Raw genomic sequence first — 17975 nt, 5'->3', positions numbered from 1 at the left:
CCGCTAGTTCGCCGCTTGATCGGCCCTGCCGGAACCGGGCTGAGTAAGGCGGGCCAGCATCCCCGAAATCTCGTTCTTCCCATAGGGCTTGGTCAACATGCCGAGCGCGTCCTGGTGCTGGCCGTCGACGGTTGTCTCGCCATAGCCTGTCGCCAGAATATAGGGAATGCCGCGCTGCTTCAGCACCTCGATCACCGGTTCGCTGGTTTCGTCGCCGAGGTTGAAATCGACAATCGCCAGATCGGGTTCGATCTCGTTCAGCGCGGAGAGCGAGCCCGAGACACTGCCGGTGGTTTCGACGTGTTTCACGCCGAGGTGCCGCAGGCTTTCTTCGGTATCCATCGCGATGATCATGTTGTCCTCAACGAGCAGAACGGTTTCGGGTGGTTTTTCCATAGCAGAATCCATTGATCCGGATGTTTTCGCACCGATCTTTGTGTCGCCACTGCCGTGTTTCGGACTGGTTGACAGTTCGCTGACATAGCGGCCCGGCACGACAAAATCAGCCTCGAGGCCGCCCGGTTCGAAACGAACTTCGGTCTTGCCCTTGAGTTCGAACGGGATCGAGCGCTCGATGATTGTCGAGCCGAAACCGCGTCGCTCGGGCTTTTCGACGGAAGGGCCACCCCGCTCGCGCCAGGAGATGTGAAGGTCGCCTTCGTCATCGCGATGCAGGCCGATCTCCAGATCGCCCCGAGCATCGGTGAGACTGCCGTATTTCGCGGAGTTGGTGACCATTTCATGCATGACGAGGGCCAGCACGGTATAGGCTTCGGGAGCGATCAGAACGTCGTCGCCGATCAGTTTCAGTCGATCCCGCTTTTCCTGCAGATAGGCTTCCACCTCGGCCTCGATCAGGGCGGAGAAGGGTGCAGGCGACCAGTTCTGCTCGGTGATGTGGTCATGCGCGCTCGCCAGCGCAGCGATCCGTCCGCCGATGATCTCGCTATAGTCACCGATGGTTTGCGCATCGCGCTTCGATTGCGAGACCAGGCTGCGAATGAGGTTCAGGATATTGCGCACGCGGTGGTTCAGCTCGGCGATCAGCAATTCCTGCTGCTCCTGCGCGCGGCTGCGGACATTGAGCGCTTCGTCGGTCAGGCGCAGGATCACCTCGATCAGGCTGACGCGCAGGCTTTCGGCGGTCTCGATCTCTTCTTCGGACCACTGCTGGCTGCGGCCCGATAGCTCTTCGCTCCAGGCCTCGAAGCTCTTGCGTGGTGTCAGGCGTGCCCCGTCCGGGCTCTTCAGCATGGCTTCTTCGGGATTACCTGCCCAGGTCACCTTTTGCGGCAATTCCTTGCGCCACAGCACCAGATAATCGCTTTGCTTGCGCGACAAGGGGATGATCAGCGCCCCGGCCGCGCGGTCGCTGAATGCCTCGGCAGACTTGAGCTGACCCGCGATGCAATCGGTCGCGATCACCTTTCCTGCAGGAGCGTCCGAGAGGGCGGGAAGCAGGGCGCGAAACTCGTTTTCGAGTGGGGCCGATCCGCGCGCGCTGTAGACATCATCAGCCAGAAGCGACGCCCCATCGTGCGGAATGACTTCGGCGAGCACTTCGTCGATCAGCGGAAGGCTTTTGGCGAGCCTGGTGTCGCCCGCCAGCTGGACCATCAGCTGGTCCCGCAGGTTGCGGCCCCGCGTTCGTAATTGCTCGTTGGAGTCGATGCTGTTGCGATCGATCATCAGCGAGAAAACCTGCGAGAACATTTCCGCCACCGTTCGCAGGGAATAGGGCACGTGGCGCGGGGAGTCGTGGTGACAGGCGAACAGGCCCCACAGCTTCCCCTTGACCACCACCGCGATCGACAGCGAAGCGGCGACTCCCATGTTCCGCAGATATTCGACATGGATTTCCGACTGCGCCCGCAGCACGCTCATGCTGAGGTCGAGCGGTTCGCCGTCGGGCGAGACCGGGGGTTCGATCGCAACCGGGGCATCGGATGTATCCGAAATGATCCTGAAGCGGTTGCGGCGGAACAGTTCGCGCGCCTGCTGGGGGATGTCGGTGCGCGGATAACGCAGGCCAAGATACGGCTCGAGGCCTTCCTTGCGTGCCTCGGCAATGACCTCGCCGCTTTCGTCGGGGTGAAAGCGATAGGCCATGACGCGGTCGAAGCCGGTCAGTTCCTTGATGAGTTGTGCTGCTCTTTCACAGAGCGCGTCGATCCCCTGCACGCCTTCGAGCTGGGTGATGAGGGGCGCGACCATGGCGACGTGATTGGCGTATTCCGCATCATCATGAGGCTCGAACTCCATGATCGCGACCGGTCCCGACCGGTGAACCGCGACGTCGAATTGCGTGCCATCGGGCTCGAAGCGGAAACCGAAGACCCGTTCGACAGGGGTGCTTTCATTGGTCCGCGCCAGTGCACCCTTCAACCTGTCGATGGCTGCATCCGAAAAATGCTCGGCCAGCGGTTGGCCCGGCTCGGGATTGCGATCGAGACCCAGCACCTCGCTCGAATTTGCCGAGCGATTGGTGACGGACCAGTCGCTATCGACGGCGACCAGAGCGCCGAATGGCTGGATGTGCCCGATCTGGTGGATCGGTTCACGATCGCAGTCGGTGAGGTCCCAATTGCCGTAACTCCAGTTCATGCCGCAGCCTCTGCGGGTGCGAATGCTGCAGCCGCCTTGCGAAAATGGTCGAAAACGGAAGCGGCGGCCCGCGCTGCAGCCGCAGCTTCGAGGTCCGTCGCAGGCTGCTCGAGATCGGGGCGCAGCGCCTTCCAGAAAGCGATCATTCCAGGGTCGGCGAGAAACGCGGTGGTCATCTTACTATCCGCATGAAGCTCGATGTCGCGCAGGATGGCGCGGTTGCCGAGCGAAGACCCGGCCATGGCCCAGGCAAATCCGATCGGGTTCGCTCCCTCGCCTATGGCGAAGGATTCAACCCTGCCCGATGGCGGCACGCCAAGCGCAACAAGATCGCGCTCGATTAGGTGGGATTGCCGGGGCGGACAAATTGCAGATGGACAGAACCTTTCGGCCCAGATTTCGAGGGCAAGGCGGGCAGCGCGTTGCACCTGCAGAAAATGGGCATAGGACGCGCGGTCGCTCCATCCCATCTTTCGCATTTGTGCGTCGAGCGCATCGTGCGCCTGAAATGTTTTTTCGCGAAGCAGCTTTCTGAGACTGCACGCGTGTGGAATCCGCGAACTTATGGAAACCCTCCTTGCTTGGGCAAAACATGGATCTGCTCACGGCGTTTCTGCTGCGATCAGACACGTGTCTTGCGACAAGAGCTCCGGATTTCCGTCTCGCGTTCAACACGCGCTTTTCGACAATTTTCCAGTGCCTTGCGGATCAACCGCCGAGACTTGGGTAAGTTCCCTACTTCTTTTCGAGCATCTTGGTGCCCTTGGACCGGATCGCGCTCTCGATCATCGGCTTGACGAAGGAAAGCATCGCGGGAAGCTCGATACTGAAGATCACCTGGTTATCTTCGACCTCGACCTCGCCATTGATGTTCTGGCCCATCGCGCCGACGCTCAGCTCCATCACGTCCTCGCCGCGCCAGCGCGTTTCGACTTCGGCCATGCCGCCCGGAACATGGTCTGCGATTTCGTGACTGCGTTCGCGGAGGCGGCGACGCACTTCCTCGCGGCCGAGGTCATGGGGAAGGGCTACTCTCACTTGCTGTTGTCCTCCAGGGCTTCGGCACCGCCGAAACGATAATCGAGATAACGGGTCTTAACGGCGAGATCATCGAGCGCGCCTTCCGCCAACCGGCGGGTTACGCGGTCGACTTCGCCGCTCAGCTTGCCGAGGCTTTCGGTAAGCCGCTCGTCAGCCGTCTTTCCGGCATGATTCTCGCCGCGGAGATGCGCGGGTATCTTGCGGTAATTCTCGATCGTCTCGGGGATGTACTCGCCCACCAGTTCCCGCACTTCGCTGACCGCCGGATTGTTCTGGTCGATGGTTTCAAGCTGGAGGCCGAGCGCGTCGAGCTGGACGCCGAGCTGGTCGACCACTTGCACCGCTGGCGGGGGCAGCGCCGGGCGCTGCGCCTCCAGCCAAAGCTCGGTCCGGCCGACCATTGCCCTCGCATCGCCCTTCTTCAGGTCGGCGCGCTGGGGCACCTTGATCTTGGTGCCCTTTGCAATCACGCCGATGGCGATGATCGCCGCAAGCGCGGTCAGCATGATGCCGGTAAAGCCGATGCCGTCGATGATGAGGCCCACGGCGATTGCGGCCATCCAGATCGCGGCGAAGGCGATCAGGATGCGCTTGATCACCTTCTTCCAGTGTTTCGCCTTGAGCTCGGCCGAACCCTTGCCGATCGATTTGGCAGGACGATGCGTGCCGCCTTCGCGCTGCACCTGCAACGAGCGGCCCGCGGCGCTCATGATCTGTTCGGACTCGCGGGTGCTATCGACCATGCTCAGTTATCCAGCGCCAGCAGGCTCGGCTCGAGCGCCTTCTTCTGCGCCTGGGCCTGGCCTTCGGCACGGGCGATATAGCCCTTCGACTTCTCGACTTCGTCGGTCAGAACATTGACCGTCTGCTTCATGCTGGCGAGCGCCTTGACCTTGAAGTCGTCGACCTCGTCCATCGTGTCATAGATGTTCTGGAAGGCGCGCTGCAGCGTCTCCAGCGGAATGGTGCTGGACGCTGCTTGCTCGTGGATCTGGCCGGTCTGTTCGCGCAGCATGGTGCTGGTCGAATCTATGATGTCGCTGGTGGTCTGGTTGAGCGAGGTGATCTGCTGCAGCACCAGTTTCTGGTTGGTCATGGCCTGCGCCACGGTCACCGCAGTGCGCAGCGCGCCGACGGTCGTGGTGCTGGCGCGGTCGACGCCCTTCACCAGCTCGACATTGTTCTTTTTCACGAGGTCGAGCGAAAGATAGCCCTGCACCGAGACCGCCATCTGCGTCAGCAGGTCCTGCGTGCGCTGGCGGACATAGAACAGCGCGCTTTCGCGGATCGCCTTCGCCTTGGCCGGGTCGGAGGAATCGAGCTCTGCCGCCTTCTGCTCGAGCTTTTCGTCGAGCGTCTTGGCGATGTGGATCATCTGTTCGAGTTCGCCCATCGCTTCCCACAGCTTCTGGCGCTCGACATCGATCGCGGCGTTATCCTCATGCAGCTCGCGCTTGCCCGAAGCGAGCCGGTCGAGGATCGCCTGAATATGGCCCTGTGCGCTGGTGTAGCTGTCGAAGTAACGCTGCAGCTTGTTGCCGAAAGGGATGATGCCGAACAGCTTGCGTCCGCGCAGCTTGCCCTTGCGGCCAGGATCGAGGTCTTCGACCGTGCGGCGCAACTCGGCAAGATCGGCGCCCACGCTGCTGTCGGAATCCATCGCCCGCACGGGACGGTCGAGGAAGCGGTTGGACATGGCGGCTGCGGCCCGGATCTGTTCCTGACCCATGCGGGTGATCTGGTCGACCTTCTCGCCGAAGGCCGGCGAATTGGCATCTTCCGACACCAGTTCCGCGACGAAATTGTCGACCTTCACGTCGAGCTTAGACTTTTTCTCTGCATCAACGGGTACGAGACCGGCAGCTTTCTCCGGCGCGACGCTCGGCACCGGATCGGGCGGGGTGAGATCGAAATCGGTGGCGGTCTTGGTCGGTGCCGCAGTGGTGGTCGACAGATCGGTTTCCGGCGTGCTCATGCTTGAAATCTAGCTCCCTTGGGCAGCGTGTAGCCGCCATTTCCTACTGTATTAGTGGTCTAAGACACAGCTTTCAAGAAAATGTGCAGGATTCCGCCGCTCACGTCCACGCTTTCGTTTGTTGGAGATTCCGCCTAAATCCGCAGGCCACGCGATATTTTGGGGGCCAAAGCGCTTGTCCGACGCTGTTAAGAATACCGAGATTTCCTCGTCACCTGCTCAGGCAACCGCCCCGGAAGCGAATGATTCCACCTATCGCGAGGTGCTCCACAGCGCTCGCGCGTGGTGGTTCGAGGACGTAATCGGCAGCGTCGATCAGCAGGCGGTAATCGGCAAGCGACGCGAGGAGTGCGCGCTGTCCGAACGCTATCTGTTCATGACGGCGATGTCGGGCGGCATCGCGATCCTCGGTCTGCTGCTGTCCTCGCCTGCAGTGGTGATCGGCGCCATGCTTCTCTCGCCGCTGATGGGTCCGATCATGGGGCTGGGATTTGCCCTGGCGATCGGAGATTTCCCGTGGATGAAGCAATCGGCCCGCAGCCTTGCGTGGGGCTCCGTCATGGCGATCGCGCTGTGTGCGCTGGTGGTATTCTTCTCGCCGATCCAGGAGATCACGCCAGAAATTGCCTCGCGCACGAGGCCCAACCTGTTCGACCTTATGGTGGCGCTGTTTTCTGCGCTTGCCGGTGCCTACGCGATGATCCGCGGGCGCGAAGGCACGATCGTCGGTGTGGCCATCGCCACCGCCCTCATGCCGCCACTGGCAGTGGTCGGTTTCGGCGCCGCGACCGCCAACTGGACGGTCTTTTCAGGCGCGCTGCTGCTTTACGTCACCAACCTCCTGACCATCGCTATCACCGCATGGGGCATGGCGCGGCTCTATGGCTTCCGCACGACCTTGAGCGAGCGCAACACGGTGCTGCAGAACGTTGCGATCACCACCGTCGTCGTGGCGCTCGCCATCCCGCTGTTCATCTCGCTCCAGAATATTGCCTGGGAAACCAACGCCCAGCGGATCGTCCGCAACGAGTTGCAGGATGCATTCCCCGCCAACGCACGAATCGACCAATTCAGCATCGACTTTTCGAGCGAACCGATGATCGTCGACGCGACGGTGCTCACGCCCCGGCTCAACGCCCAGGCGGATGCGCAGGTAAGGGCGGCTCTCAATCGCAGGCTCGGCGAGGATATCGACGTGATCCTTACCCAGTTCCAGGTCGGGACCAGCGCCAGCGCCGCGGAACAGGCGCAGCTGTCGGCTGCGCGCGCGCGTGAAGAGGAAGCCGCCAGCCGCCGCGCCGAGGACCTCGCCAAGCGGCTTGCGCTCGTCGCAGGCGTTGCCGAAAGCGACGTGACGATCGATCGCCAACGGCGCAGAGCAATGGTTCGCTCCGAAACGCTCGATGGTGCGTCGCTATCGGCCTATCGCGCGCTCGAAGCACGGATATCCGCGACCGAGCCGGAATGGACGGTCGAGCTCTTGCCACCGGCGAAGGCACTTCCTGCGATTGCGTTCGAAATGCGCGATGCAAGCGAGCAAGCCTCTGGTGCGGACGAACCAGAACAAGAGATGGCGCTCACCGAGCGCGGCGAACAATCGCTCGCCACCGTACGATGGGCGGCACAGCGCATCGGGCTACCCGTTGTTCTGTCCGGCCGGCGCGAGTTGGTGGCGATCGTGCGTGCAGACCTCGAGGACGCCGGCGTCGCGGTTCGAGAAGGCTCACTATCAGGCCAGGGCATGACGGTCAGTCCGGCCTGGGCCCAGCCGGAAAACGAATAAGGGAATACAGATGGCAACCGAAATCACCGTTCTGGCTCTGGGCTGCATTCTGGCGCTCGTTCACATCTTCGTGGCCGTGCATTTCAAGACGCAGCAATATGGCCTCAAATGGAACATGGGCGCTCGCGATGGCGACAAGGCCGAGCTCAACGAAGTCGCCGGGCGGCTCGAGCGCGCGAGCGACAATTTCCGCGAGACTTTCCCGATTGCCATCGTCGCCCTGCTGGGTGTGGTGGTTGCAGGCAAGGCGAGCGAGACGACCGCGCTGCTGGCCTGGCTCTGGCTCGGCGCGCGTGTAATCTATCTGCCGCTATACTGGACGGGCATTCCCTACGTCCGGACGATCGTCTGGTTCGCTTCGCTCATCGGTCTCGTCGGGCTGCTCTACATCCTGCTGACCTGAGGGCCGCAGGCGGTTCGTGCGCCCGATGCGTCAGGCCGCCTGCAACACCTGGATCGGTTCGATCTCGCCCGACAGGTAGAGCTTCTTCGCCTTGGCGCGGCTAAGCTTGCCAGAGCTTGTGCGCGGCAGCGTGCGCGGCGGCACCAGTTCGACGACGCAGCTCATGCCGGTGACCGAGCGCACCTTGTCGGCGATCTGATCGCGCAGGCGGACCCGCTCTTCGGGGTCGGAGACGCGGCAGTGCACCAGAACGGCGGGCGCTTCCTCGCCATTCTCGGTCTCGAGCGCGAAGGCGGCGATATCGCCGTGGTTGAAGCCCGGAAGCTGCTCCACCGCCCATTCGATATCCTGCGGCCAGTGGTTCTTGCCGTTGATGATGATCATGTCCTTGGCCCGGCCGACGATGAACAGATAGCCGTCGCCCAGGTAACCCATGTCGCCGGTGTCGAGCCAGCCATCGACGAGGCAATCCTCGGTCGCTTCCTCGTTGCGGAAATAGGAGTGCATGACCGAGGGGCCGCGGCACCAGACCTTGCCGATCTGGTGGTCGCCCTTGATCTCGCCACCTTCGCCGCGGATCTCGACCTCCATGTCAGGCAGCGGCTTGCCGCAATTGACGATGGCGCGATAGCGGGCGGGACGCGAGAGGTCGCGCGGCGTGCCCGAAAGGCGCTCTTCCTCGACCAGTTCGACGCGAATGCCTTCGCCCGGCGGCATCACCGTGACGGCCAGCACTGCTTCGGCGAGGCCATAGCTCGGCGTGAAGGCCTCGGCCTTGAAACCCGCCTCGGCAAAGGCGTTGACGAAATGCTGCATGACATCGGGGCGGATCATGTCCGCGCCATTGCCCGCGACCCGCCAGCGCGACAGGTCGAAACGCTCCGACACCTGGCTCTGGCTCGAGATGCGGCGGGCGCAGATGTCATAGCCGAAGGTGGGCGAGTAGGAGAGCGTCGTGCCGGAATTGCGGCTGATGAGGTCGAGCCATGCCAGCGGGCGCCGCGCGAAATGATCGGGCTTCAGATAGTCGCAGCTCACCTGGTTGGCGATCAGCGAGAGGAAGCAACCGACGAGGCCCATGTCGTGATACCAAGGGAGCCACGAGACGACGCGGTCGTTTTCGCCCACGTTCATTGACGTTGCATGGCCATAGAGATTGTGCAGCAGCGCGCGGTGGGTCACCGCAACACCGGTCGGGAAACGGGTCGAGCCGCTGGAGTACTGCAAATAGCAGATGTCTTCCGGATCGGCCTTGGGAAGCTCGCATTCGGGCGCATCGAGCTCGGCGAAATCCTCGTAGGACTGGGCCTTGCAACCCTGCCGCTCTGCCGCGGCGCTCGCCATTTCGGTAATTTCCGCGGGGAACAGCAGCAATGCAGGATCGGAGCTTTGCAGCTGGATCGCCAGTTGGTCGATATAGCTTTCCTTGCCGCCGAAGGATGTCGGCAGCGGCAGCGGCACCGGCCATGCACCCACATAGACGCAGGCGCAGAACATGGCGGCAAAATCGGCTCCCGTCTCGGCGATCAGCGCGACGCGGTCTTCCTTGCCGATTCCGGCGCCGACAAGGCGGCGCGCCATCATCAAGGCATCTTCGCGCATCTCGGAAAAAGGATAGGCGCGCACCAGCGTTCCGCGCGGATCGTGGAAATTGAGCCCTTTCTGGCTCTGCGCAGCGTAATCGATTGCCTCGTTGAATGTCGCGAAGTCGGATCGTCTCCGCGGCAAGGGGCAATCGTTCGGCGTCGGCGTCAAAGCGGCGTCGGTCATAATTTGTCAGCGATACCCGTGGTTTGCGGCGCTGTTATACGCACCTTTTGTGTCCCCAATGCGGAAAACTCCCCTCCCCGCAATCCTCTGATGTTTTCCATTCGATAAGGAGTGTGGCACGAATAAGGCGAAATGGTTGCAAAAGAAACCGGGAAATCGCGGCGCAAACGTCCGCCAAGGCCGCTGGATCGGGCGAGTTTGAACGATCTGGCGCTATCCTACGTCGCGAGATTTGCGACGAGCGGTGCCAAATTAGAGTCGTATTTGGTGCGAAAAATCCGCGAACGCGGGGTGGCCGAAGGCGAGGAACTCGATCCTGCCGCTGTCGTGGAGCGGCTGATCGAACTCAAATATGTCGATGACGAGGCCTATGCCATGAGCAAGGCTGGCGGCCTGCTGCGCAAGGGCTATGGCGCGCGCCGGGTCGAGCAGGCACTTCGCGCAGACGGAATCGACGAAGGATTGCGCGGCGATCTGACCCCGAGCGAGGTCGAAACGCGGCGTGCGGTCATCCTGCTCGCCCGCAAGCGGCGCTTCGGCCCCTTCGGCGATGCGCTGCCGGATGGTCTTGAAGGCCACAAGAAACGCGAAAAGCAGATTGCGGCGATAGTGCGGGCAGGGCATGGGTTCGATGCGGCGCGCACCGTCGTCGAAGCGAATAGCGAAGAGGAACTCGATGAATGGCTGATCGACGCGCAGGAAGCGGAACGCTGATCCGCACCGCTGCGGTGGCAGGGCTCGCGGCCCTGATGCTGGCCTGCTCTCCGCAGAGCACCGCCGAACCAGCCAGCAGCGCGACCGATCCCGTGCAGGCGACCGGCGAGGCGGTCCATCCCGTCTCCGGCCTCGAGGTCATCGACCTGCAGGTCATCTCCGGCGACGAGACCCATGATTTCCGCGTCGAACTGGCGCAATCTTCGGCAGAGCAGGCGCGCGGGTTGATGTTTCGCACCGAGATGGGCCCCGACGAAGGCATGCTGTTCCCCTCCAAGGCGCCCGACCGGCGCAGTTTCTGGATGAAGAACACGCCCATGTCGCTCGACATCATCTTCATCGGCACCGACGGGCGGATCACCAATATCGCCGCCAATACCGAACCCTATTCGCTCACGCCGAGCGTCTCGACCGGCTTTGCCATTGCCGTGCTAGAACTGGTCGGTGGCCGTGCGGCAGAGCTCGGTATCGAGCCGGGCGACCAGGTCGTCTGGACAATCGAAGAGTGATGCGGTTGGCGCTTGGCGTTCGGAAGCGAATCCGCTAATCGCGCTCTCCATGAACTTCCTGACCAAGATCTTCACCTGGTGGAACGGCGCGACCATCGGCACGCTGCTCTACAGCTGGCGCAAGGGCGAGCATGTCGGCACCGACGCGCAGGGCAATAAATATTACCGCTCGAAAGATCGCGGTGATGGCGCGCGCGAACGCCGCTGGGTGATCTACGCCGGTTCCAACGATGCGAGCCGCGTGCCCGCCGAATGGCACGGCTGGTTGCACGGGGCGGGCGAGGATGTGCCGGAAAGCCACCTTCCGCCGCCGCGCATCTGGGAAGTGGACTACACCCCCAACGCCACCGGCACTGCGCAGGCTTACCGCCCGCAAGGCGCGCTCGAACGCGGGGGGAAGCGCGCCCGCGCCGTGGGCGATTACGAGGCCTGGAGCCCGGAAGGCTGATTATGCGCCGCGCGCTACTCGCGCCCGCGCTGGCCGCCAGCGTCGCGCTGCTGGCCGGCTGCTCGGACGATCCGCCTGCGCCGGAACCGGTCGCGACCGAGGTTCCCGAAGAACTGCAGAGCGACGGTCCGCCCGCGCCCGATGCGGCCGGCGATGCTGCGATCGGCACACCGATGGGTGAGCGCGTCGCGACGATCGGCCTTCTCAACAAGCGCAACAATCTGACGCAGGACTTCGAAATGCGCCCCGGCGAATCGCGCCGCTCGGGGGACGTCGTCATCCGCCTTCAAGCCTGCGAGCGCACCGCGCCCTGGGAAATGCCGCAGGAAACCGGTGCCTTCGTCCAGGTGCTGGTGCAGGATCGCGGCGAAGAGGATTTCCGGCGGATTTTCTCGGGCTGGCTGTTCAAGAACTCGCCCAGCCTCAACGTGGTCGAACACCCGATCTACGATGTCTGGGTGAAAGACTGCGCGATGAGTTTCCCCGGCGAGGAATGATCGCCTGCTGGCCTGCTGCTGTCGGCGGGCGATGCTTCATCCAGAACCGCTCGGTAGGCTTCGGGTAGCGACATCGCAGGCGGCCCTGACGCGGCCTTCAGGCGCTCGATATAGTCCGCCTGCGGGATTTCCACGGCGCCGAGCGAGCCGAGGTGATCGGTCATGAACTGGCAGTCCAGCAATGCGAAACCCGCCCGCCGCATGAGCGCAACCAGCCAGACCAGCGCGACCTTGCTGGCATCGCTTGCCGTGCTGAACATGCTCTCCCCGCAGAACACCCGGTCGAAGCTGACGCCATAGAGCCCGCCGACGAGCGCGCCGTCCTGCCAGCATTCGATCGAATGGGCATGGCCGATGGCGTGAAGCGCACGGTAGCTGGCGATAATGCGTTCGCTGATCCAGCTTTCGGGATGGTCCGGGCGCGGCGCGGCGCAGGCGGTCATCACGCGTTCGAACGCCGTATCGCACGTCACGCGAAACCGGTCCTGCCGCACAGCCTTGGCGAGACTGCGCGAAGGTTTGAAGGATTCGAGCGGAATGATCGCCCTCTCCCGCGGTTCGACCCAGAAGATTTCGGGATCATCGCGGCTGTCCGCCATCGGGAAAATCCCGCTGCGATAGGCGAGCAGGAGCATTTCGACCGGAATCGGCGGAGGGTAAGGCGAATGCATTGCGAGAGTTTATAGGCGGGTCAGTGCAATTCGCCAGCAGAGTTGCTGCTCGCGAGCGAGTATTGCGAATGTTCTGTTGCGTCGCGGCGCGCTTCGCTCTAGAGGGCAGCGCGCATCTGCAGGGGTGTAGCTCAGCTGGTAGAGCATCGGTCTCCAAAACCGAGGGCCACGGGTTCGAATCCTGTCACCCCTGCCATTTTCTTCAAATGTCCGGATTTTCGCTGTTCCGCGCTGTTTCGGCGCGGACAGGCGCTTGAACGATTTCTGTCGGTTCGTCCTAAGTGGGGAACCGTATGGCGCGATCGATCATTTGTATCCACGGACGGAGGGAAAATGGCACGAGGAGATTGTCCCATGTCGACATCCTTCCGCAGCAGTCGGCCCGACGCCTGGACCAACCCGCGGCCCCATGTTGATGCAAGCATGCGTCGCATGACCTACGGACGGGTCCAGCCGATGGAAGATGAGCCTGGCTTCATGGCGAAGCTCTTCGGCCTGCGCTGACACAGGCTGCACGAACGATACAATGAAAACGAAGGGCCGGTCCGCATATGCGAGCCGGCCCTTTTTGTCGCGCTACCGCTTCGCTGCTTGAGCGGATTGTTTACGCGCTACCGCTGCGCTGCTTTAGCGCGCGAATCGCACACCCCGATGGGTGCGCGAAACCAGCCCCTCAGTATTCCTCCGGCTCTTCCGGCGTGTCAGCGTGGAAATCCTTGCCTGCGGTCCTGTCGCCGCGGGCCAGGGCGAAGACCACGCCTGACAGCATAACCAGCGCGACGATGTTGGGCAGCAGCATGGCGGCGTTAGAGATATCGCCCATGCGCCAGACCAGTTCGCTCGGTTGTGCCGCGCCTATGAAAATCGCGACGCACCACAACACGCGCCAGGCCACGTGCAGCTTCTTCTCGCCCGCACGGTTCGAACCCTTGAACCGGTCGTAGATGAAGGTGATCGCCCGCTCGCCGTAATAGCTCCAGGTGAGGAGCGTGGTGAACACGAACAGGATCAGCGCAGTCGATGCGACCAGCGTTCCGATCGGAATGCTGCCGATTTCCAACGGGAAGGCGGCGGCAAAGGCGCCGCTCGTCATCTCGAAGCCGACCCGGTCGGACTGCCATGCGTGCAGCACCGCCTCGTCGCCAGCCATGAAGTCGCCGCGGACGGTCAGGATCACCAGCGCGGTCATGGTGCAGATCACGATGGTATCGATGAAGGTGCCGAGCATCGCCATGCGGCCCTGTTGCTCGGGATCGTTCGTCTGGGCGACGGCGTGCGCGATCGGGGTCGAACCCTGGCCCGCCTCGTTCGAGAACAGGCCGCGCGCCACGCCGGCACGGATCGCCATGATGATGGCCGCGCCGGTGAAGCCGCCAACCGCGCTCTGCGGGTTGAAGGCGCCGTGGAAGATCAGGCCGAAGGTCTCGCCCAGATCCTCGAAATTGATGATCAGAGCGATCACGGCCATCACGATGTAGGCTGCAGCCATGAACGGCACGACGCTTTCGGCCACCTTGCCGATCGACTTGATGCCGCCGATGATGACGACGAACACGAGGATGGCGACGATCAGACCGGCCATCCATTCCTCCATACCGAACAGCTCGCCAAAGCTGTCAGCGACGGCATTCGACTGAATGGCGTTGCCGGTAATCAGCGCGGAGGCGAGCGTCCCGAGGCAGAACAGGATCGCCAGCCAGGTCCATTTCGGGCCGAGGCCCATCATGATGTAGCTCATCGGGCCGCCGCGATAGACCCCGTCGGAGGTCTGTTCGCGATAACGAATGGCCAGCGACCCCTCAGCAAAGGCCAGCGCCATGCCGAACAGGGCGGTGATCCACATCCAGAAGATTGCACCCGGACCGCCCAGCGCGATGGCCGTGGCAACACCGGCGAGATTGCCGGTGCCGACCTGGCCCGAAAGCGCGGTCGAGAGGGCAGCAAAGGGGGAGATTTCACCCGATCCGGAGCCCTTGCGGCCAGCGAACAGTCCCTTGATCGCACTGCCGAGCTTGACGATCGGATAGAAGCGCAGCCCGACCATGAACCAGACGCCTGCGCCGAGCAAGATCAGCGCCAGTGGCGGGAACGGGATGACTTCGGCCCCCTCCCACGTGCCGCCCCACAACAGGTCCGATACATTGGTAACGGGGGCGACCAGACGATCACCCAAACTCATTTCGCTAGCGGCCATTGGCGGCTTCCCCTCATGCGTCCCGAATGAAAGCGCGCACGCTAGGGCTATGCGGTTGCACCTGCAACGGGATTTTCTTCGGCGTAGTTAGAACCCGGCCACCCGCGGCTAGGTCGGCGAAAACAAAACCCCAACCTTCTTGCTTTTAGGCTGCGCCCGGCCTACATGCCGCAACGTCTTCCGACATTGGAATCAGCCTTCGCCCCTCCCGGACTTGTCCGGGGCGGCGCGGAGACCTACCTGAAAGCCAGTGCCGCGAGGCGAATGGATTTAATCGAGGATTGAAGGCTCACACACATGGCCGAAGATACGAAGCGCAAGACATCGCCCGGCGAGTTCGTGCGGCAGGTCCGCAGCGAAACCAGCAAGGTCGTATGGCCGACCCGCGACGAGACGATCCGCACCGCGATCTTCGTCTTCATCATGATGGTGATCCTCTCGCTGTTCTTCCTCGGCGTCGACACCGTCTTCAACGCTATCGTGCGTTTCCTTCTCACGCTCGCTTGAGTTTCGCGGGGCGCGCAAGACCCCGTGCTTCAAACCACTTCCAGGGATTAAGGACTTTCAATGGCTCGCTGGTACATCATCCACGCCTACTCGGGCTTCGAGAACAAGGTGCGTGACCAGATCATCGCCGAGGCCGAGCGGCTCTGCCTTTCGGAAGCGGTGGAAGAGGTCGAGGTTCCGACCGAGACCGTGACCGAGATCAAGCGCGGCAAGAAGGTCCAGACCGAACGCAAGTTCATGCCCGGCTACGTCCTTGCCAAGCTCAAGATGACCGACGACGTCTATCACCTCGTCAAGAATACGCCGAAGGTGACCGGCTTCCTCGGTTCGGGCAACAAGCCCCAGCCGATCAGCGAAAAGGAAGCGGCGCGTTACTTCGGCGGTGTCGAGGAGGCCAAGGCGGCCCCGAAGAAGGACATCCACGTCGATTACGAGATCGGCGATCAGGTCAAGGTGCTCGACGGTCCCTTCGCCAGCTTCAACGGCGTGGTCGAAGAGCTCGATTTCGACAAGGCCAAGGTCAAGGTCTCGGTTTCGATCTTCGGCCGCGCAACGCCGGTCGAACTCGACTTCGAACAGGTCGAACTGGTCAAGTAACCTTTTTCTGCGTTTGTGGAGAGGAAGGGCGCCCGCAGAGGCGCCCTTTTTCGTGGGCGAAAGGCCGCATCAATAGGTGCAGGCGGCCGGTCTGGTTGCCTTGATCCGCGTCGAGGAGTTGATCGTCCGGATAGAGATTTTTTGCGAGCGGCATTTTCTCAGCTGGAAGCGCACCTTGCGATCGTTGAAGTCGAGCGAGATCCGGCGGAACTTCTCCATCAGATCCGTGCCGAGGAGGAGCGAGGGCTCTTTGTCCAGACCGAATATCTCGAACGGCGGCACATCGGCAAAGGCGACGGGAACGTTCAGGAAGGTGACCGGACCCAGTTCGAGGCGGGGGATGACGGCGAAATCGACCTCCTGCTTCGTGCCGGTCACGCCGAAGATTTCGACCGTTTCGATCGTCTCGCTCTGACCGATGCCGAGTTTCTCGCGCAGGGCGGAATTGCCGATTGTCACTTCGGTCCCTGTATCGATCACGGCGTCCAGCGGGTGGCCCATCGCGAGCACTTCGGTCAGAATCAGTTGCCCGCGCTCGCGTCTCGCGGTGACAATAATGATATTGGGGCCGGAGCGCGGGAAGCGATACTCGTCGTCCACCGTGACGATGCGTTTGTCGAAATCCATCATCAGCCGCTGGGCGACGAGCGCGTCCAGCCCGATCATGCCGTCGGCCCCGATATCGCGCTCGTCCAGAACGGGTAGCTCGAGGTCTGTCGTCGTCGTCGGGCCCAGCCGGATCGAATCTACGCTGACCTGTTCGACAGGGCGGCTTTCGGTCATGGCATTCAGCACCACGGGGCCTGCATCGGGCAGGCCCAGCCTAGCCGCCAGGCTCTCACCGATCACAGAGGTATCGGCGCCGCTGTCGACGATGAACTTGTAGGGGCCCTGCTCGTTGATGAGCACGTTTACCGTCATCCGGCTGCTCTTCTTGCGCGCTTCGATTTCCTCTCCGCCGATGTCGAGATTCTCGTCATATTCGGCAGGCGCAATCGGGCTTCGGCTTTCGGTGGAGCGCGCGACTGGAGGCTCTTCCTGCGCGTCACCTTTAACTTGGGCTGCTGCACTGCCCGCGTGCAGCAACACCCCGGCTAGGAAGAGAGCGGGAATGGATCTCGGTGTCGATCTGCGCCAAAGCTGCATTGCTTCGCGACTATATGACAAGACGGCCCGCGATGCAGGTTGCGATCTATCAAGTGCGCCATTGGCTCCATGAACGCTCAACTGGCCGGCGAAAGGGCCCCCGCCTCATGACGAGGCAGGGGCCAGTGTCCCATTCGGCCGGGTCGCAGGCCGAAGGGAGGTTGCCTCCGGTTTCCTCTAGAACTCGATGGTCTTCGGCCCCCTGTTGGCCTTGGAACGTGTCGCGACGAAGATATCGGTTGGCCCATCCACGCCCGGACGGCCCGAACCGAACACCAGCATGGTGCCATCCCATGATAGCGCGGCACGGGATTCGCCCGCCGGACTGTTGACCTGCGCGATCGGCGTGGGCGCGGTCCAGGGCGAATTGGTCGAAGGCCGGGTCGAGCTCCAGATATCGCCCCCGCCAAGCCCGCCCGGGCGGTCGGTGTCGAACACGATCTCGCGCCCGTCCTTGCTGACATTGGGCCGCGCATCGGAATATTCGGTGTTGAGCGAAGGCACCGCACTCGGCGCGCCGTAATTGACGCTCTCGTAGATATCCTGCCCCCCGCTGCGGGTGCTGGAGAAATAGAGCACTTCGTTGCCGTCATCGTCCTCGAAGACAGACGGGCTCCATTCCTGCGCGTCGCTGTTGATGCCGTCGGGCAGCCGTTCGGGTGTGCCGAAGCCGGTCGGCAGGCGCTTGATCACATAGATATCGCCATTGGGCTCTTCACGGCGGCTGACGAAGAACAGCCGGTTGCCGCGCGCAGGCGTGGGGCAGTAATCGTTTGCTTCGCTGTTGACGGGCGCACCGGGGTTGTAGGGCTCGTCCCAGCCAGAACCGTTCCACGGCGCGATCCAGATATCGAGCCCGCCCAGGCCTCCAGGCCTCGTGGAGGCGATGTAGAGGTCATTGGTGTAGGGATCGAGGATCGGGCACCCGTCGCCCGCCGGGCTGTTGGGCGCACCGTTACCGGAGAAGTCCTCGGCATTGATCGCCGTGCTCCACTCGCTGAAATTGGCAGGCAGGGCCGTGGTCGCCCAGCCTATTCCCATCGCGCCGGTTGCGAGGCCCAATATGCCAAAGCCGGAAATCTTCATCTGCCTTCTCCCTGAATACAAAGGGCAAGC

General features: G+C 62.6%; 19 protein-coding genes and 1 tRNA gene. 10 read left to right on the top strand and 10 right to left on the bottom strand.

Features of this window, described 5'->3' with window-relative positions:
- Positions 1-3: 3 nt before the first annotated feature.
- The 5 genes from CCE89_RS04675 to CCE89_RS04655 form a co-directional block, all read right to left on the bottom strand.
- Positions 4-2604 (bottom strand): HWE histidine kinase domain-containing protein, encoded by a 2601-nt coding sequence (locus CCE89_RS04675; protein WP_086436807.1) that lies wholly within the window; start codon positions 2602-2604, stop codon positions 4-6.
- Entirely contained in the window at positions 2601-2846 is a 246-nt protein-coding gene (locus CCE89_RS15395; RefSeq protein WP_143255961.1) for a hypothetical protein, read from the bottom strand. Before CCE89_RS15395 ends, CCE89_RS04675 begins: the two co-directional genes overlap by 4 nt.
- A 493-nt stretch (positions 2847-3339) precedes the next feature.
- Positions 3340-3642 carry a polyhydroxyalkanoic acid system family protein gene (locus CCE89_RS04665; protein ID WP_086436805.1) on the bottom strand — a complete coding sequence of 101 codons (303 nt, stop codon included), beginning with the start codon at positions 3640-3642 and terminating at the stop codon, positions 3340-3342.
- Positions 3639-4388 carry a hypothetical protein gene (locus CCE89_RS04660; RefSeq protein ID WP_086436804.1) on the bottom strand — a complete coding sequence of 250 codons (750 nt, stop codon included), beginning with the start codon at positions 4386-4388 and terminating at the stop codon, positions 3639-3641. The genes CCE89_RS04665 and CCE89_RS04660 overlap by 4 nt, the downstream gene beginning before the upstream one ends.
- Before the next feature lie 2 nt (positions 4389-4390).
- Positions 4391-5620 (bottom strand): toxic anion resistance protein, encoded by a 1230-nt coding sequence (locus tag CCE89_RS04655; protein WP_086436803.1) that lies wholly within the window; start codon positions 5618-5620, stop codon positions 4391-4393.
- Positions 5621-5795: 175 nt separating this feature from the next.
- Between CCE89_RS04655 and CCE89_RS04650 the strand changes: the two genes are divergently transcribed.
- Both CCE89_RS04650 and CCE89_RS04645 read left to right on the top strand, forming a co-directional pair.
- A complete protein-coding gene (locus CCE89_RS04650; RefSeq protein WP_234989938.1) occupies positions 5796-7403 on the top strand; it encodes a TIGR00341 family protein in 1608 nt (535 codons plus the stop codon).
- Positions 7404-7413: 10 nt separating this feature from the next.
- Entirely contained in the window at positions 7414-7806 is a 393-nt protein-coding gene (locus CCE89_RS04645) for an MAPEG family protein (protein WP_086436802.1), read from the top strand.
- Between the two features lie 30 nt (positions 7807-7836).
- On the opposite strand, the gene CCE89_RS04640 is transcribed toward CCE89_RS04645, so the two are convergent.
- Positions 7837-9576 (bottom strand): fatty acyl-AMP ligase, encoded by a 1740-nt coding sequence (locus CCE89_RS04640; protein WP_086436801.1) that lies wholly within the window; start codon positions 9574-9576, stop codon positions 7837-7839.
- 267 nt (positions 9577-9843) lie between these two features.
- On the opposite strand from CCE89_RS04640, the gene CCE89_RS04635 reads away from it, so the two are divergent.
- From CCE89_RS04635 to CCE89_RS04620, 4 genes are read left to right on the top strand one after another with little or no spacing between them, the layout of a single operon-like run.
- Positions 9844-10290: a regulatory protein RecX gene (locus tag CCE89_RS04635; RefSeq protein ID WP_327078637.1), complete on the top strand. Its 447-nt coding sequence runs from the start codon at positions 9844-9846 to the stop codon at positions 10288-10290.
- Positions 10257-10799: a DUF192 domain-containing protein gene (locus CCE89_RS04630; protein ID WP_234989937.1), complete on the top strand. Its 543-nt coding sequence runs from the start codon at positions 10257-10259 to the stop codon at positions 10797-10799. Before CCE89_RS04635 ends, CCE89_RS04630 begins: the two co-directional genes overlap by 34 nt.
- A 49-nt stretch (positions 10800-10848) precedes the next feature.
- On the top strand, positions 10849-11247 hold the full coding sequence (locus CCE89_RS04625) for an NADH:ubiquinone oxidoreductase subunit NDUFA12 (protein ID WP_086436799.1): 399 nt from the start codon (positions 10849-10851) through the stop codon (positions 11245-11247).
- 2 nt (positions 11248-11249) lie between these two features.
- A complete protein-coding gene (locus CCE89_RS04620) occupies positions 11250-11744 on the top strand; it encodes a DUF2155 domain-containing protein (RefSeq protein ID WP_086436798.1) in 495 nt (164 codons plus the stop codon).
- On the opposite strand, the gene aat is transcribed toward CCE89_RS04620, so the two are convergent.
- On the bottom strand, positions 11693-12415 hold the full coding sequence (gene aat, locus CCE89_RS04615) for a leucyl/phenylalanyl-tRNA--protein transferase (protein ID WP_086436797.1): 723 nt from the start codon (positions 12413-12415) through the stop codon (positions 11693-11695). The two genes, CCE89_RS04620 and aat, sit on opposite strands and share 52 nt — an antisense overlap.
- A 120-nt stretch (positions 12416-12535) precedes the next feature.
- Here aat and CCE89_RS04610 point away from each other — a divergent pair.
- Both CCE89_RS04610 and CCE89_RS15225 read left to right on the top strand, forming a co-directional pair.
- A tRNA-Trp gene (locus tag CCE89_RS04610) sits at positions 12536-12611 on the top strand.
- Positions 12612-12769: 158 nt separating this feature from the next.
- Positions 12770-12919, top strand: a complete 150-nt coding sequence (locus CCE89_RS15225; protein ID WP_159456579.1) for a hypothetical protein — start codon at positions 12770-12772, stop codon at positions 12917-12919.
- Between the two features lie 169 nt (positions 12920-13088).
- On the opposite strand, the gene CCE89_RS04605 is transcribed toward CCE89_RS15225, so the two are convergent.
- A complete protein-coding gene (locus CCE89_RS04605) occupies positions 13089-14609 on the bottom strand; it encodes an alanine/glycine:cation symporter family protein (RefSeq protein WP_086436796.1) in 1521 nt (506 codons plus the stop codon).
- Positions 14610-14906: 297 nt separating this feature from the next.
- On the opposite strand from CCE89_RS04605, the gene secE reads away from it, so the two are divergent.
- Together secE and nusG are read left to right on the top strand one after the other, a co-directional pair.
- Positions 14907-15116 (top strand): preprotein translocase subunit SecE, encoded by a 210-nt coding sequence (gene secE, locus CCE89_RS04600; RefSeq protein ID WP_086436795.1) that lies wholly within the window; start codon positions 14907-14909, stop codon positions 15114-15116.
- Between the two features lie 60 nt (positions 15117-15176).
- Complete coding sequence (gene nusG, locus CCE89_RS04595; protein ID WP_086436794.1) at positions 15177-15713, top strand: transcription termination/antitermination protein NusG; 537 nt, start codon at positions 15177-15179, stop codon at positions 15711-15713.
- Between the two features lie 69 nt (positions 15714-15782).
- On the opposite strand, the gene CCE89_RS04590 is transcribed toward nusG, so the two are convergent.
- Together CCE89_RS04590 and CCE89_RS04585 are read right to left on the bottom strand one after the other, a co-directional pair.
- Positions 15783-16802 carry a retroviral-like aspartic protease family protein gene (locus CCE89_RS04590; RefSeq protein ID WP_234989936.1) on the bottom strand — a complete coding sequence of 340 codons (1020 nt, stop codon included), beginning with the start codon at positions 16800-16802 and terminating at the stop codon, positions 15783-15785.
- A gap of 234 nt (positions 16803-17036) precedes the next feature.
- Positions 17037-17945: a TolB family protein gene (locus CCE89_RS04585; RefSeq protein ID WP_086436792.1), complete on the bottom strand. Its 909-nt coding sequence runs from the start codon at positions 17943-17945 to the stop codon at positions 17037-17039.
- Between the last annotated feature and the right edge of the window lie 30 nt (positions 17946-17975).

Origin of the sequence: Altererythrobacter xiamenensis (assembly GCF_900177715.1) — a bacterium.
Lineage (GTDB): Bacteria > Pseudomonadota > Alphaproteobacteria > Sphingomonadales > Sphingomonadaceae > Erythrobacter > Erythrobacter xiamenensis.
This window is presented reverse-complemented; position numbering and strand designations above follow the sequence as displayed.